The following is a 15,989-nucleotide window of genomic DNA, read 5'->3' on the forward strand; positions in this document are numbered from 1 at the left end:
ATAAAGGATGAAAACAATCGTAGAAGCTAAAAGAATAAAAAAAGCATTTGGAAAGAAAGGAAATATATATACTGCATTAAATGGAATCGATTTATCGATAAGAGAAGGAGAATTTGTAGGTATAATGGGACCTTCCGGTGCTGGTAAATCGACACTCCTTAATGTAATAGCGACAATAGATGATCCTTCATCGGGTGAAATTACGATTGATGGGGTGAATATCCTTTCCATGAATGAGGAGCAACTATCTTCATTTCGGAGAGAGAAACTAGGATTTATCTTTCAGGATTATAATCTATTAGATAGTTTAACGCTTAAAGAAAATATATTATTACCCTTGGCATTAGCGAAAGTTCCCATTCCTGAATTAGAAGAAAGAGTACAGGAAGTGGCAGATAAGTTTGGGATAGGCCCCATCCTAGATAAATATCCATACCATGTCTCAGGTGGACAAAAGCAACGAACAGCAGCGGCGAGGGCCATTGTTTCGAAGCCAAGCCTTCTTTTAGCAGATGAACCTACTGGTGCCCTTGATTCCAAATCAGCAACGGATCTTTTAGAGAGCTTAAAGGGCTTAAGTGAGCAGGATAAAGCAACGATCCTATTAGTGACACATGATGCGTTTGCGGCAAGCTATTGTAACCGTATTTTGTTTATCAAGGACGGAGAAATGTTTACAGAGCTTGTTAAAGGTACTTCTTCGCGTAAAGAATTTTTTAACAAAGTATTAGATGTATTGTCCACACTTGGGGGTGGGACCATTGACACTATTTAGTTTAGCAAAAAAGAATATACAAGGAAATTTCAAAAGTTACTTATTATATTTCCTTTCCATGATTTTTAGTGTCGTAATTTACTATACATTTGTATCGTTACAATATAGTACGGAAATTCAACAGGACCTACAATCCTCCCAAAATTTAAGCAGTATTTTCTTACAAGCCTCCATTATATTAATTGTTTTCGTAGCAGTTTTTATTTTGTACTCTAATTCCTTTTTTACGAAAAGAAGAAAAAAGGAATTAGGTCTTTATTCTTTACTTGGTGTTAGGAAGAAAACAATTGCACGTATGTTATTTTATGAAAATCTTATAATGGGTGCTTTTGCTTGTGTTATCGGGATTATAGCGGGAACTTTTTTATCAAAGCTATTTACACTTATTTTATTTAGACTCATGGGATATGTAGTCGAAGTAGGCATGAATTTTTCCATTGAAGCTGTATTAAACACGCTACTTGTGTTTGGCATTATCTTTCTATTCACTTCGATTCGTGGATACAGAATCATCTATAAATTTAAGCTTATCGAATTGTTTCAAGCTGAAAAAACAGGAGATGTTGTACCAAAAGCCTCTTTATTTAAAGCGATTAGCGCAATCATATTATTAGCGATAGGTTATTTCGTTCTCCTACAGCCAATTGAAAGTGATATACAGTTCTTCATTTATTTAACGATTACCACTATTACACTAAGTATAGGGACGTTTTTATTTATTTCATTTGTTACCGTATATATGTTAAAACTAACACAAAAGAAGAAGTCTTTTTTTTACAATGGAATGAATCTGATTGGCTTGACTCAACTTTTATATCGAATGAAAGAAAACGCACGATCATTAACGATAATTTCTTTGCTAAGTGCAGTAACGTTAACATTGATTTGTACCGCCTATAGTATGTACTATTTTAATGAACAACGAGTAAATGAGTTTATTCCATTAAGTTATGTGCACCAATCGCAATCTAAGAACTTTGATGAAAAAGTTAAACAAATTATCTCAGGAGATGATGAGCACCCGCTAGAAGCAGAATTAGAAATTCCTGTACTAATATTAGATGGAGTAGATTTCGAAGCTCCTGGAAACTATGTAACTAACCCTACAAAAATCATCTCTGAGTCTACTTTTAACGAAGCTGTTTTAGCTGTGAATTCTAAAGATACTGTAAATCTCTCCTTGGAGGAAGCGGTTGTATTAAAACCAAGATTAACCGAGCATTCGCTTAAAGATTATAGTGGGAGAGAGGTAAGGCTGAATAGTGACCTAGGAGAAACTAATTTAACTATAGTAGATATGAAGCTTAGTCATATACTTCCTTGGACATATCCAGATTTCTATCTCATTGTTTCGGATGAAGCATATGGACAACTAGGATCGGTGGTGGAGACAGAAATATTGTATAAAGGGTATAAGGTTGAGAATCATAAAGCAAGCGAAGTGACTTCTAACATACTATTAAACCTGGAAATTTCCGAAGACAAGAAAATGTATACCTACTACAACGAGTATAAAAAAGGATTAGAAATGTCCGGTGTTAACTTATTCTTATTAGGATTTTTAGGCCTTGTTTTCTTATCGGCAACGGGGAGCATCATTTATTTTAAACAGTTGACAGAAGCCCATGCAGAAGTTAAAAAGTATGAAGTCTTACGAAATCTTGGAGTTAGTAAAAAAGAAATTCGCTCCACAGTGGCCAAACAAACATTTTTTGTACTTGCTTTACCTCTGTTGATCGGTATTTGTCATAGCTTAATGCTACTTGAAGGAATAAAAACCATTTATGGAGCATCTTATTATGATTTAACAATCCCTACTATTTTTTCGATGGCTTCCTATTTCGTTATTTATCTTGGATATTATGTCTTGACCTTTTATTCATACAATAAGGTAGTAAATGAATAAAGCGTGGATACCTGTGGGGAGGTATTTACTTTAATTTGATGTATTTTCCTATATAATAATAAATGAAATAAAATGTGAAGGGACATGAGCGATGATTAGTGAAGAATTAGAATATTTGATAGCAAAACTTGAACTTCAACCACATCCGGAAGGCGGATATTACAAACAAACCTTTGTTTCGGAAGAAAAAATTTCTGATAAAGAATTAAGTGTAGATTACAGTGGTTCGCGCAAACTGTTTACTAGTATCTATTTTCTATTAACCGATAAGAATATAAGCCATTTACATCGTCTTAAATCTGACGAACTCTGGTATTTCCACGGTGGCAGCTCATTAACCGTGCATATCATCCACGAGAACGGGGAGTATCAGGAATCCAAGCTAGGCTTGGATCTAGAAAACGGCGAAGCACCACAAATTTTAGTTCCCAAAAACGCCATTTTTGGATCATCTGTGGAAATAAAAGATTCCTTTGCACTTGTTGGTTGCATGGTATCTCCAGGCTTTGAATTTGAAGACTTTGAATTATTTACTCAAGCAGAGCTATTAGAAAAATATCCACAGCATGAAGAGGTCATTATGAGAATGGCATATAAGGAAATACCCTATTAAAGATACAAACTAAAAGTAACTCACAAGGAGAAATAAATGGATTATTTAAAGAAAGTATTTAATTGGATGGTAGTAATTGGACTCGTACTTTTATTAGGAAGAGTCATTACTGCGGTGTTCTTTTTCCTCGATATTCCTTTCACCACATTCTTTAGAGATTATAATGTCATTTCATTTATCATTTTAATTATTGGTGTAATTGGTCAGCAAATGATGAAGGGCGATAAAAAATAGAATGAACAGCACGACGATTTAATAAATCGGAATAGAATATAGAGTAGTAAGTTTGTAATGGTAAAGAGCCCACTTTTCATTAACAGAGAAGTGGGCTCTTTCTACTCCAGAACATTTACATAGTTTAAGAGGAACAATTATAGATATTACTGAGATGCGTTGTACACCTATCAATTGGATCAGAAGTGAAACAATTGACAGGTGCCGCATATAATTCCTATTCATACTTACTAGCAACTCAGAATTATAAAAAAAGAAAAAAAACAAGCCATTAAGGATAGTACACCATCTCTTGATAATCCAATATCTGTATTTTTTCGATTTGCACTACAGAATGATGGATAGAACAAGATCTTAAGGGCTTAAACTCAAATAATTCACTAAATAACTATCCCTAACAAACTGTTAGTGACATGGAGAGTGGGTAACCCTCATATAATTATATTTAAAACATTATTATTTAAGGGAGGGATTACTTTGCCGAAAAAAATTCTGCTTTTTTGTGATCCTGGGATCGATGATTCCTTGGCCATTATGTATGCACTTTTAGACCCTGGATTTGAACTAGTTGGTATCGTGACTAGTTATGGAAATGTATCGAAAGAACAAGCCACAGCCAATACTGCATATTTATTACAATTAGCTGGTAAAAACGACATTCCTATCATTCCTGGAGCAGCAATGCCAGTGCAACAAGATGACCTTATCTATTATCCACAGATTCATGGCGAGAACGGCATTGGTCCTATCCAGCCCCCAAGAAATTTGCAGTATCAGATTTATCCTTTTGATACTATTAGAATCATGATAGAAAGGTACGGTAATGAACTTATCATCGTTGATACAGGCCGAACAACTACGTTAGCTACTGCGTTTATCCTTTACCATGAACAAATAAAAATGGTTAGCGCTTTTTACTTAATGGGAGGAGCATTTTTTGTTCCAGGTAACATCACAGCCCTTGCGGAAGCGAATTTTTTTGGAGATCCAACCTCAACTAATTTCATACTTAAACATGCCCATAATTTAACGATTACTCCTTTAAACGTTACCCAACACGCCATCATCACTCCTGAAATGGTTAATTATCTTATCCAAAATGCTGAAAACCCTTTCTCCTTATTGATGAAGCCTATTTTCGAGTATTACTATGCAGCATATAAAGGACTGGTGCCTGGTATTTCTGGTGCTCCGATCCATGATCTTGTTACGTTAATGGTGGTGAAAAATCCTACCATTGTTGACTATTTGCATTATACTGCAAAAGTGATTGAAGATGAAGGAGCAAAAGGTATGTCCTATATCGACATTCGCCCAACCAGTCAAACAGGGAAGACAAGAATTGCAATAAAACTTCACTATGATGCTTTTATCCAAGAGTTTTTCAACATTATGTGTTGATAATCTAAGCGTATAAAAGCAAAAATACAAAAACAACGATTTCTTTTTATTCAGATTTGAATTACCAATTCCCAGATTAACAAAAGGAATGTTTTTTTATGAACCTTTTCTTCAAAAGGCAATTCCCGCTTCCAACTATTCCACAAAGTAGATGAATGTTATACTAAAAGGGCTTTTTTGTAACACAACCTACTAAATTAACTATGGGGAATGTATTCAATGTCCTGGAAACCTGACCGAAAATTAAAAAAGGCTATTTACAAACAAATTGCTGAATATATCGAAAAAGGCATAGCAGATGGGACTTTTCCGCTTGATAAACCACTACCATCTGAAAGATATTTAGCGAAGGAGTTTAACATCAACAGAAGTACCGTGGTTGCCGCATTCGATGAATTGGAATCTAATGGACTCATTCAAAGGAAAAGAGGAAGCGGGACAACTATAAGTAAGGATATCTGGGGAATAACTAGGAAACGTATTCCTAGCTGGAACAGATATATTGAGGCAGGGTCGATTTTACCCAATTTACCCATCACCCAAAAAATACGAAATGAAATGATAGATCAAAAGCTGATAAATTTAGCCAGTGGAGAATTGTCAAAGGATCTTTTCCCACTGGCTTCTTTAAGAGAAATTACTTCGACACGATCATTTATTGGTAGCTTAGGATATGATCATCCTCAAGGTAATGAGATATTAAGACAAACTATTACCAATCATGTGAGAGATTTTAGAAGAATTGAAACAAATTCATCTTCTATTCTCATAACTTCGGGAGCACAACAAGCCTTACATTTAGTAGTACAATGCCTCCTAAAGCCCGGTGATGCCATTGCATTAGAAGATCCTTCTTACCATTATAACTTACCGATATTTAAATCGGCTGGGGTCAAAACATATTCTTTACCAGTAGATAAAGATGGAATGAACCCTGATGATTTAGTGTCATTACATAAAAAACACCGTATTCGAATGATTTTTTTGAATCCGATTTTCCAAAATCCTACTGGGGCTTTACTTCAAAAACATCGTAGAAAAGCCATTTTAGATATTTCATCTAAATTAGGAATACCAGTTATTGAAGATGATCCATATAGCTTAACTGCTTTTACAAGAGAAGAGGTATCCACTCTCAAATCAATGGATCAAAATGGAAATGTTCTATACATTAGCTCTTTATCCAAAATCGTTGCTTCAGGACTAAGAATTGGTTGGATAATAGGTCCGAGCCAAGTTATTGAGCGGTTATCAGATGCGAAACAGCAGATAGATTTCGGACATTCCAGCTTTACTCAATGGATAGCAAATGATTTTTTAAATTCGAAGGAATTCCAACTACACATTGATGAATTAGTCGTAAAGCTAGAAAAGAGAAGAAATCAAATTGTGAATAGCCTAAGATTTTATTTAAAAGATCAAGTCGAGTTTCAAATCCCTCAAGGTGGGATTCATATTTGGTGTAAAATAAATAAAAACTATCATGAGAATCAATTGCTTGAGGAGTCTATTAAACGTGGCATTATTTATGTCCCAGGATCAACAATTGGCTCAAAGAAAGGTTATGTCCGTTTCACATTTGCAAGAGAAAGCGAAGAATCCATCAATGAAGGAATTAAACGTTTCGCAGCAGCACTTAATGCTATTAGTAATTAACTACCATTATCATCCATCAAATTTGTGACACTAAGAATCATGATTAATCGTGATTCTTTTATTTTTTAGGCTTGTTAAACACCGCTGTACTTTAACAGAACCATTTTATAAAGTGGATGAGCAATTTTACAATGAAGTGGATGGTTCTATTTTATTTAATTCTTTTATAATAGAAATTGCATTATAGGTATTTAGCTTATGGTTTGTCTTTCTTGGATTAATTAAGACTCATACTTCATAAAGTGAATTGTTTGTACAGGAGTGAAAACAGCACATGATTTTTTTATTATCTATATTGGGTATCATCATATTAGTAGGCGGGTTAGTGACAACTATTGCGATTGCTGGAAAAGGGGACGAAAATTATCAGAGTGCTACAAAAGGGAACGTAACACGTCTTACTTCTATTTATGTCATTTTGCTAGTTATGATTGTTTTAGGATTTATTTTATATTTAAACTGAATTATGGATTCATTTTAGAAAGAAGCCTATAGCTGACTATAGGTTTCTTTTTATTGTAAGGGCTTATTTCATTACAGAATGAAGAGGAAATAGGGAAATTTTGCTTGAATCATTCTTAAAGTTCGAATATAATCGAACTAAATACAATAGAGTTAGATAGGAGTCGAACACATATGAATTATTCGATCGAAGTTCGTTTTCATCCGATCTATGAGCTATTAAATAGCTTACTTTCATATTCTAATTCGAGTTTTTATAAAAAGACTGAATTAGGAATGAATTGGAGAAAAGCAACTTCAAGCAAAATAAGTAAAGAACTAGCAGAGGCATTAAATTCAAAACAATTAGAGCACCTCAGCTATCTGTCTGAGTATGTTTTATGCCAACCAATTAGCAATAAGTCGATTGACCAAGTTTTAGAAGACTTACATAACACGGATGAGCAACAAGTTATTCAATTTCTAAGCGAATTACATGTCTCAAAAGATTATCTAGACTCACATAAGGGAACCTTTCACGAGACTCTTCAGCTTGTAAAGAAGTGGAACGAGGAATACTTCTGTCACATAGACTCCAACATTATTTCATCATTAGAGAGGAGCTGTGAACAAAAAAGACAAGAAGAGTATGACGGCGATTCACTAGATTTTGTCGAAAAGGTAACAAATGGGATCGTTATGAAAGGGTTTGATAAAGTGAAAAAGGTTATTTTATATCCTGTTTTCCACTCAACACCTATTATTACCATTTCTCATTACCAACACCTCCACTGTTATGGATACCCAGTCGATCTTCCCCCTTTAGCAGAGGAAGAACCGTCTCCAGCACTAATGCGGAAAGGAATAGCTCTAACCGATAAAAATAGGTTGAAAATCCTTCGCTTTCTAGGAAAAGAGGAGAGAAGCTTTACTGAAATAGTCAAGTATATCGGGCTAGCCAAAAGTACCGTTCATCACCATATGATAATATTACGTGCTTCGGGCTTAATTCAAGTCATCTTATCACCCGATACTTCAGAGCGCTTTCGCTTAAGAGAACAAGGTCTAGGGCATATTTTTCAGAATTACTATCAGTATTTATTTCCTACAGATCTTTAAACACTGAAAAACGCAAGGATGGGATTATTTTCGAGAGAATAGTCAAGAAAAGGGGATGGATTCATGAAAGAATTATTCAGGAGTAGAAAATTTGTCTTTTTATGGTTAGCACAAGCGGCCTCCGGGTTAGGGAGTACCTTTGCTGCATTTGCTTTATCTTGGCTTGTCTATGAAATGACAGGCTCTAAACTTGCGATGGGGAGTATTTGGCTATCCTTTATGCTCCCGAATATTATCATTCAAATGTTTGCCGGCCCTTTTCTAGATCGATGGGACTGTAAAAAAGTCATGATATTTTCAGAATGGTTTAGAGCGGCAGTTTTCCTTATTCCAGCCATCCTAATACCACTCGATTTATTAGAGACGTGGCATTTATATTTAGTGGCAATTGGAATCGGTATTGCCCAGCCTTTATTCTACCCTGCAAGCATGTCGTATGTGGCTGGGATTTTACCTAAAGATAAGTTAATAAAAGGGAACTCGTTGCTTGAAGGTACAGGACAAATAATGATGCTGTTAGGACCAACATTAGGCGGTCTTTTAATTTCCGCTTTCGGTACCGAATTAGTCTTACTTGTCTTAATTATCTCGTTAGGAGTTGCAGGTATTTTATTAATGATGAATCCAAGCGCAAAAAAGCAACAAATCGAGAAAAGGGAAAGCTGGTTTAAGCAATTTAAAGAGGGCTTGCAATTTTACCGCGTTTACCCAGTATTGTTTTGGGTCGGAATGATGATGATGCTCATTAATTTTAGCTCAGGAGCTGCCCAACCGATGTTCTTACCTTATATAACAGATGAATTAAGTGGTTCCGCTTTTCAATACGGTTTATTCACCTCCGCTTTTTCATTTGGGATGGTTGCAGGCTCTTTCTTAACCGGAACCTTAAAGGAACCAAAAAACAGAAAACGCGTGATGTTAGGATCACTATTACTTAATGGTATTTTATTTTTAGGATTAGCCTGGACACCCTATTACTGGTTAGCGCTCGTTTTTTGTTTTGGGCAAGGATTGTTTGCTATCATATTTAACATCAATAATACAACGCTTTATCAACGAAGAGTGCCTGAGCATTTACGCGGTCGTGTTTTCTCTGTCCGAGTCTTACTTGCCCAGGCGGGAATACCTTTTGGCGCAGCATTAGGGGGCCTGTTCGCTGAAGTATACTCCATCCCACTCCTATTCACGGTTTTAGGCTGTATGATTGCGTTAACGACCATTGTTTGCTGGCTACATCCTATTTTTGAAAAGCTTAATGATAATGATGTGATTAATTTAGATGTTCAAATAAAAGATGAAGGCGAACATAAAGTATCATCATAGATTACACTTCAAATAAAAGTAACAAAATCCCATTTATTCAGGTAAAAAGAATGGGATTTTGTTATATTTACATCCTTTTTTATAGAAAAATGCCATTTTTTCCACACGAGAACAAGTGTTCGTTAGTTCTGATTTACTGGTATTTAGTAGTAAACCTAGTCTCACTCTTCCTTAAATATCCCTTCCTGCCAGCGCTGATAAGCATAAATGACAAGTGCAAGTCCGAGCATGATTAAAAAAATACCCCAATTAGGCATATTAATTAGCTTATTTATTCCAAACTTTGCTGTAAGTTTAAGAACGCCAAAATTAAAGATGGCTTCTACGATAATGTTTGTGATCAAATAAATTTTAAAATTACGATAAGTAAAATGGAAGATCCATATAGTAGCGATAAAAAAAAGACCATATGCAAATGAAATGTTCGTTATATAACCCCAAGGAACAATTGTCTCTTTAATCACCCACCAATTAAATGTATAACCTATTTCATAAATGATTGTCAGTATTAAAGTTACGAAAATTGCTACAGGCATATACCGCTTAATGCTTTCTTTTTTCATAAAAAATAATGATAACCAAGGAACAATTAAACATAGCCATAGGAATATTTGATTAAACAAATGCTTCACCGCCCATACATTTATTGATAGATTATTTTTCCCTATATGGAATTAATTATGTGAACGATAAGCTGGTTGAAATAAAAAAAATAGAAGTAAAGTATGTTAATCCGTTACTATTAGAACTATAAGAGAAATGTGATTATATTTAGTAAAGAACAAAAATCTTCATGTTATGTGCAGCAAGTCTTACCCGCTTTTTTTCTCAATAAGGCTTATGCAATATTAATTTAATCGAAAAATTGACACACTCAAGGGGAGAGGAGATCGGCATGAAGAAAGCTATTATATTTATTACTGGCATGTCTGGAACTGGGAAATCTGCTATTTTAGAAAAATTATCAAATATAGGATATCAAACCATTGATACGGATTATAATCAACTTTCAAAAAAAACAATGAACCAGGATGGCCATGAATCAGAATGGCTTTGGGATGAGGGGAAAATAATTGAAATCATCCATAGTCATCGTGAAGGAATCTTGTTCATTTCCGGTACTGTTTCAAATCAAGGGAAGTTTTATCGTTATTTCAATGAAATAATCTATTTATCCGCTCCCTTAAGCACGATTTTAGATAGAATCCAAACAAGAACGACTAACAACTATGGTAAAACGGATAAAGAGAGACAAGAAATCATCGACAACTATCACGCTTTCGGGTCTATCATTGAATCCTCTTCAACAATAAAAATCGATACAACAAACGACCTGGAAACTATTGTGAATGAAATAGAAACCCTTGCTATGAAGATACTAGTTTAGTAAACAAAATACACAGCAATAACAAGTCTTTAAAGGTACTTCAAGGAATTTAAACTGAAATAGCTCATAATTTTTCAATTTAACCCAACAGATTCTAGAGTATGTACAAAAATTGTTGTCAATTTTTGTACATACTTTTTTTGTCTAAAGGAACAAATATGAAGTGTGTATTCAAACTTCGCTCACACTCTTTTATCTCAGAAATCTATTTAAAGAAGAGTTGTATTGAAATACGAAAAAAATTATCGCTGACATATTAAAAAAAAATAAGATTCCTTGAAAAAAAACGGGGTGCTCAGTTGTATTATAGGTGAAAGGGGGGCATGCGGTGTACGATTCATATGAGCTCAATGAGTCTATACAACAAGCTGTAATAAAATATTCAGATAGTCTTGTACGGGTTGCATTCACTTATCTTAAAAGCGTTTCAGATTCAGAAGAAGTGGTTCAGGAAGTGTTTTTGGCTTATTTTCAAAATCCCCCTGTATTTGCAACCAGTGAACATGAGAAAGCATGGTTAATAAGGACAACAATAAATAAAAGTAAAAATGTATTAAAAGCAGGATGGTTTAAGAATAGGAATCGAATTCCTGAAAATTTATCTTATATTCCATCAGAAGAACATATGGTTTTGCAAGATGTTTTGTCTTTGGATAAAAAATATCGAATTCCTATACATTTGCATTATTATGAGGGATATTCCATTGATGAAATTGCCGATATCCTTCAAGCTAAGCCCGCAACAGTTGGAACATGGCTTGCTCGCGGTCGTAAATATCTTAAAGAAACGATAGGAGGTTTGTGAAAAAATGAAAAAATCAATTTACAAATCTGCTATTTCCCAATTAAAAACTAGCGAGGATTTTAAAGAAAAAACTATTCAACGAATAAATCTAGAGTTGGCTGAAGGTCAGCAAAAAACAAAACACAAGGGAGATAGTATAATAATGAAATCAATAAAGAAACCATTAGTATCGTACACAGTTGCGTTATCTGCATTAGCAATTATTTCGATTGGAGGTGTAGGTTTATATTCTACATTCCAACAAGAATCAGCTCCCGAGAAAATGGAAGTAAATGACCCAGGTATCACAGCAAAGCAACAAGTAAATATTGATGGAATTATTACAGAAGTAAGCGAGGATGGAAAAAGCTTTAAAGTAGGAGAGCTATGGGTGACGGTGACAGAAGATACAGTATTCGGTATCACTGGACCGACAGCACCGGATCCTGAAGATCAGCTGTTGGAAAAAGAGTTTAAAGTGGGGAATGCGGTGTCTGGTTATACGAATCAGGATATAACAAGTGGGAATGTTATAGCAAACAATATTTATAATAACTTTTCTGTTGAGGAAGAATAGAATCATAAATATTATAAAAAAACAATCAGTTGCAATAGACTGGTTGTTTTTTTTGCATAAATATATATGACTAATTGAGACAGGGCAAACTATCTAAAATGTTACATGTTACATCCCGTGATATTGAAACATCAGAAATTCAATTCAAAAAAATTTTGATTAAACTCTTGCCATGAAGTTAACTTTATACTTTAAAGTCTAAATGGGGGTGAGTAAATGTATCGAATTTCAGAGGTATCTGATCAGTTAGGAATATCTATTCCAACTATAAGGTATTATGAAAAAATTGGATTAATAGATACACCTATAAAGGATAGGAATGGTTATAGAAAATATGATGAGGATATCATTCAATATTTACGCTTTATCATTAATCTAAAGGAAACAGACATGTCCTTAGAGATGATAAAAAAATATGTGGACGCCTACAAAAATAAAGATCATCATACATGCTTCATTATTCTTAAAGATCATGCCGAAAAAATGCAACTAGAGATAGAGAAACGCCAACAAATTTTGGGGAAAGTTCAATATAAAATTGCTCACTTTAGCGAATTGAAAGGTGGAGGGAAATAATGCAAAAGTCTTTAAATAATACCTATACAGCACGAACAACTACAGAGGATGTAATTAAGGACATTAATTTAACCGGTAAGATAGTTATAATTACGGGGGGAGCTTCAGGGTTAGGTTTAGAAACGACTAAGACACTTGCAAGGGCAGGTGCAAAAGTGGTTGTTCCTGCGAGAAATATTTCTAAGGCACGTGAGACTCTAGAAGAGATTCCAAATGTGATTCTTTACCCCAAGGAAATGGACTTAAGTAAGCGTGATACTATTAAATCTTTTGTTAATTGGTTTCAAAAACAGTTTGATAAGCTAGATATACTAATAAATTGTGCTGGCATTATGGCATTATCTTCCTTAGACAGGGATGAATTCGGAAATGAATTACAAATATCAGTAAATTATCTAGGTCATTATCACTTAATAAAAGACTTAATCCCACAGTTAAAAAAGGCAAATGGTGCTCGGGTTATTAACCTTTCTTCTCGTGGCCATTGGTTTGGACCACTTAATTTTGAGGATCCAAATTTTAAAAATACTCCTTATGATAAATGGGTGGCATATGGACAAGCCAAGACAGCTGTAGCTTTATTAAGTGTAGCAATAGACAACTTATATAAAACTTTTAAAATACGTTCTTTTTCGGTTCATCCAGGAAGCATAGTAACGAATCTTTCTAGCAATTTAACTAATGAGGAGATGGCTTCAATGGGGGCGATCACTTCGAGTGGAGTAAGAGGATTTGACAGCTACGATGATGATAGAAAAACAATAGCAGAAGGGGCAGCAACAATAGTTTGGTGTGCCACAAGTTCAGATTTAGATGAACTTGGCGCGCAATATTGTGAGAATAGTAATATTGCTTCTCTTGCATTAAGTGAAATTGATCAAACAGGCGTAAAGCCTTGGGCTGTAGATAAGGAACTGGCCATTAAACTTTGGAACGAAACAGATACTTTATTTCATTAAAATTTAGGGAATGAATAGTTAAACTATTCATTCCTCTAGCTACAAGGACAAAGGCTTCTAAACTTTTCAGGGGGTTACATTGGAAAGTTTAGAAGCCTTTAAAAACGATTATCGAATTTTTATAAATTCCTTTCAAGTACTTGAAACACAATTACAAACACTTGAGGCGGTAGCGAAGTAGCGTAGCAGAAGCAAACGGCACTGCAGTGCACCAACTTACATGGGCACCAGATACACTTGAAGATATTAATGAAGATACACCTGTGCTTTTACGTGAAGCTTATGACTACTATAGAACACCTAGAGCACAACATCCTAATTCTACAAATCGATTCCAATTTACAAGTATGGACAAGCTGATGTCATTCTCAGCATCAAGCCAAATTGGCACCTACCTAACTCAACCCTTGTTATTGATTGTAGGAACGGAGGCCGACATACGTGGCTACAGTGACCAATTCTACGCATTGTCCAATGGACCAAAAGAATTAGTTGAAGTGAAGGGTGCAACGCATATCGCTATGTATGATATCGCAGAATATGTAGGTGAAGCTTTAACTAAGTTAACAGATTTCTTTGGCAAGAATTTATAAAACTTAAAGTAAATATATAGCCGCTTTCCGAAATACTTTGGAAAGCGGCATTTGTATGGTTACAGGAACATTGATAATAAGCTAAGATGTATAGAAAGGGATCTTAAAAATCACCATTGCACAAGTTAAAGCGATTCTCAATGCAAGGATTTCTTAAAAGATAAAAGAAGTTTAGAAGGGAAGGAATTATCAAAACATCATGATTTATTTATCCATATTTTTAGTTGCTTTATGTGTAATTATTATATCGTTTATAAAATTACACCCTGTATTCGGTGGTAACCCTAGAAAAGAACAAAAGGGAAAATACAATACTTTCGATAATTATGAAAATGGAAAATTTGTTAATCAGGTTCCAACCAAGATGAGCATGAGTGCATCTGATATTTTTTCCATGCTTAAGGACTATCTATCAGGTGGTAAAGACCGCAATCCAGCTGATAAAATTCCTGTTTCCGAGGTTGATTGGAACAAAATTAAAAGGGAAGAAGATAGTATTACGTGGTTTGGGCACTCTGCTTTTCTACTTAGTATCGACAATAAGAAGATTCTTGTAGACCCCATGTTAGGGCCTGCTGCTTCACCGGTTTCATTTGCCGGAAGCAAACGCTACAGTGAGGACATGTTACGTGTTATTGACGACATGCCGCCAATTGATGCTGTATTTATCACACATGACCATTATGACCATTTAGATTATCCATCCATTCAAAAGTTAAAGAGTAAGGTTGCTCATTTCTTCGTTCCTCATGGAGTAAGTGCTCACTTGATTCGCTGGGGAGTTGCAAAAGAAAAAATCACTGAATTGAATTGGTGGGACGAGCTGGAGTACCAAGGATTAACGATTGCATTTACCCCATCTAAACATTTCTCAGGAAGAGGGATTTTTAATCGAGACACTACGTTATGGGGCGGTTGGGTTATTCTCGGAAAAAATACTCGTTTCTATACGAGTGGAGATGGAGGATATGATGGTCATTTTAAGGAGATTGGGAGAAAATACGGGCCATTTGATATTACCTTAATGGAAGGCGGTCAATATGATAGACGTTGGTCTTGGGTTCATATGACACCAGAAGAAGCCGTACAAGCGCATTTAGATTTAAATGGTAAGCATATGATGTTAATTCATTGGGGAGCATTTACCCTTGCTTATCATGGTTGGACAGAACCTGTTGAACGAGCTTTAATAGAAGCAAGAAAAGCAAATGTGAACCAAATAGCTCCAAATCTTGGAGAAACAGTTACATTAACTCAAGATTTATCCATTCCGATTTCCTTCTGGTGGAAAATGAAGGGATAGAATAGGTAGGTTAAAATTCGATAAAAAAAAGCTTTACTACATCTGTGAACTGAAGTGTAGTAAGGCTTTTAAGTATGTATGAAAATATTACGGAAGATCTTATTGTACCAACCACATCAATTCATTTTTCTGAATGGGCGGTTGGGGGATCGAATTAAGCAACCGATCTGATAAATAGACGGAAAAATTTCGCTTAATTACAACTAGCATTGAAAATAGCCCTAATAGACGGAGAGATTCCGCCTATTGACCCAAAAAACGTGAAAATGAGGGATTTTGCATTGCATAATCGGAAAACCTTCCCTTATATCCTCCGAAGAGAGCTTCATTCTTTATCTAACC

The 15,989-nt window shown here is 34.9% G+C and carries 17 protein-coding genes; 16 read left to right on the forward strand and 1 reads right to left on the reverse strand.

Annotation, left to right across the window (positions count from 1 at the left end):
* The first annotated feature begins 7 nt into the window (after positions 1–7).
* From BK580_RS11965 to BK580_RS12005, 9 genes are all read left to right on the forward strand, one after another.
* Entirely contained in the window at positions 8–775 is a 768-nt protein-coding gene (locus BK580_RS11965; RefSeq protein WP_078380546.1) for an ABC transporter ATP-binding protein, read from the forward strand.
* A complete protein-coding gene (locus BK580_RS11970; RefSeq protein WP_169864955.1) occupies positions 762–2,681 on the forward strand; it encodes an ABC transporter permease in 1,920 nt (639 codons plus the stop codon). Before BK580_RS11965 ends, BK580_RS11970 begins: the two co-directional genes overlap by 14 nt.
* 91 nt (positions 2,682–2,772) lie before the next feature.
* Positions 2,773–3,294 carry a cupin domain-containing protein gene (locus tag BK580_RS11975; RefSeq protein WP_078380548.1) on the forward strand — a complete coding sequence of 174 codons (522 nt, stop codon included), beginning with the start codon at positions 2,773–2,775 and terminating at the stop codon, positions 3,292–3,294.
* A 36-nt stretch (positions 3,295–3,330) separates the two neighbouring features.
* A complete protein-coding gene (locus tag BK580_RS11980) occupies positions 3,331–3,528 on the forward strand; it encodes a hypothetical protein (RefSeq protein ID WP_078380549.1) in 198 nt (65 codons plus the stop codon).
* A gap of 471 nt (positions 3,529–3,999) precedes the next feature.
* Positions 4,000–4,929 (forward strand): nucleoside hydrolase, encoded by a 930-nt coding sequence (locus BK580_RS11985; RefSeq protein ID WP_139364986.1) that lies wholly within the window; start codon positions 4,000–4,002, stop codon positions 4,927–4,929.
* Between the two features lie 219 nt (positions 4,930–5,148).
* Positions 5,149–6,585, forward strand: a complete 1,437-nt coding sequence (pdxR, locus tag BK580_RS11990; protein WP_078380550.1) for a MocR-like pyridoxine biosynthesis transcription factor PdxR — start codon at positions 5,149–5,151, stop codon at positions 6,583–6,585.
* Between the two features lie 274 nt (positions 6,586–6,859).
* Complete coding sequence (locus tag BK580_RS11995; protein WP_078380551.1) at positions 6,860–7,048, forward strand: hypothetical protein; 189 nt, start codon at positions 6,860–6,862, stop codon at positions 7,046–7,048.
* Positions 7,049–7,221: 173 nt separating this feature from the next.
* Complete coding sequence (locus BK580_RS12000) at positions 7,222–8,145, forward strand: ArsR/SmtB family transcription factor (protein WP_078380552.1); 924 nt, start codon at positions 7,222–7,224, stop codon at positions 8,143–8,145.
* A 63-nt stretch (positions 8,146–8,208) separates the two neighbouring features.
* Complete coding sequence (locus BK580_RS12005; protein WP_078380553.1) at positions 8,209–9,468, forward strand: MFS transporter; 1,260 nt, start codon at positions 8,209–8,211, stop codon at positions 9,466–9,468.
* A gap of 161 nt (positions 9,469–9,629) precedes the next feature.
* On the opposite strand, the gene BK580_RS12010 is transcribed toward BK580_RS12005, so the two are convergent.
* Positions 9,630–10,091, reverse strand: a complete 462-nt coding sequence (locus BK580_RS12010; RefSeq protein WP_078380554.1) for a hypothetical protein — start codon at positions 10,089–10,091, stop codon at positions 9,630–9,632.
* A gap of 272 nt (positions 10,092–10,363) precedes the next feature.
* Here BK580_RS12010 and BK580_RS12015 point away from each other — a divergent pair, with 272 nt between their 5' ends.
* The 7 genes from BK580_RS12015 (at position 10,364) to BK580_RS12045 (ending at position 15,647) form a co-directional block, all read left to right on the forward strand.
* Positions 10,364–10,855 carry an AAA family ATPase gene (locus tag BK580_RS12015; protein WP_078380555.1) on the forward strand — a complete coding sequence of 164 codons (492 nt, stop codon included), beginning with the start codon at positions 10,364–10,366 and terminating at the stop codon, positions 10,853–10,855.
* A gap of 328 nt (positions 10,856–11,183) precedes the next feature.
* Complete coding sequence (locus tag BK580_RS12020) at positions 11,184–11,660, forward strand: RNA polymerase sigma factor (protein WP_078380556.1); 477 nt, start codon at positions 11,184–11,186, stop codon at positions 11,658–11,660.
* A 4-nt stretch (positions 11,661–11,664) separates the two neighbouring features.
* Positions 11,665–12,216, forward strand: coding sequence for a hypothetical protein (locus BK580_RS12025; RefSeq protein ID WP_078380557.1), 552 nt, complete (start codon positions 11,665–11,667; stop codon positions 12,214–12,216).
* A gap of 216 nt (positions 12,217–12,432) precedes the next feature.
* A complete protein-coding gene (locus BK580_RS12030) occupies positions 12,433–12,792 on the forward strand; it encodes a MerR family transcriptional regulator (RefSeq protein WP_078380558.1) in 360 nt (119 codons plus the stop codon).
* A complete protein-coding gene (locus BK580_RS12035; protein ID WP_078380559.1) occupies positions 12,792–13,751 on the forward strand; it encodes an SDR family NAD(P)-dependent oxidoreductase in 960 nt (319 codons plus the stop codon). The genes BK580_RS12030 and BK580_RS12035 overlap by 1 nt, the downstream gene beginning before the upstream one ends.
* Positions 13,752–13,957: 206 nt before the next feature.
* A complete protein-coding gene (locus BK580_RS12040; RefSeq protein ID WP_078380561.1) occupies positions 13,958–14,344 on the forward strand; it encodes an alpha/beta hydrolase family protein in 387 nt (128 codons plus the stop codon).
* 199 nt (positions 14,345–14,543) lie between these two features.
* On the forward strand, positions 14,544–15,647 hold the full coding sequence (locus tag BK580_RS12045; RefSeq protein ID WP_078380562.1) for an MBL fold metallo-hydrolase: 1,104 nt from the start codon (positions 14,544–14,546) through the stop codon (positions 15,645–15,647).
* Positions 15,648–15,989 lie beyond the last annotated feature (342 nt).

The sequence above is a fragment of the Sutcliffiella halmapala genome (assembly GCF_002019665.1).
Taxonomy (GTDB): domain Bacteria; phylum Bacillota; class Bacilli; order Bacillales; family Bacillaceae_I; genus Sutcliffiella_A; species Sutcliffiella_A halmapala.

Coding starts and splice junctions, on each gene's coding strand:
- BK580_RS12030 (WP_078380558.1), top strand. CDS start 12,433: ATGTATCGAATTTCAGAGGTATCTGATCAGTTAGGAATATCTATTCCA.
- BK580_RS11995 (WP_078380551.1), top strand. CDS start 6,860: ATGATTTTTTTATTATCTATATTGGGTATCATCATATTAGTAGGCGGG.
- BK580_RS12015 (WP_078380555.1), top strand. CDS start 10,364: ATGAAGAAAGCTATTATATTTATTACTGGCATGTCTGGAACTGGGAAA.
- BK580_RS12035 (WP_078380559.1), top strand. CDS start 12,792: ATGCAAAAGTCTTTAAATAATACCTATACAGCACGAACAACTACAGAG.
- BK580_RS12005 (WP_078380553.1), top strand. CDS start 8,209: ATGAAAGAATTATTCAGGAGTAGAAAATTTGTCTTTTTATGGTTAGCA.
- pdxR (WP_078380550.1), top strand. CDS start 5,149: ATGTCCTGGAAACCTGACCGAAAATTAAAAAAGGCTATTTACAAACAA.
- BK580_RS12000 (WP_078380552.1), top strand. CDS start 7,222: ATGAATTATTCGATCGAAGTTCGTTTTCATCCGATCTATGAGCTATTA.
- BK580_RS12045 (WP_078380562.1), top strand. CDS start 14,544: ATGATTTATTTATCCATATTTTTAGTTGCTTTATGTGTAATTATTATA.
- BK580_RS11975 (WP_078380548.1), top strand. CDS start 2,773: ATGATTAGTGAAGAATTAGAATATTTGATAGCAAAACTTGAACTTCAA.
- BK580_RS11980 (WP_078380549.1), top strand. CDS start 3,331: ATGGATTATTTAAAGAAAGTATTTAATTGGATGGTAGTAATTGGACTC.
- BK580_RS11965 (WP_078380546.1), top strand. CDS start 8: ATGAAAACAATCGTAGAAGCTAAAAGAATAAAAAAAGCATTTGGAAAG.
- BK580_RS12025 (WP_078380557.1), top strand. CDS start 11,665: ATGAAAAAATCAATTTACAAATCTGCTATTTCCCAATTAAAAACTAGC.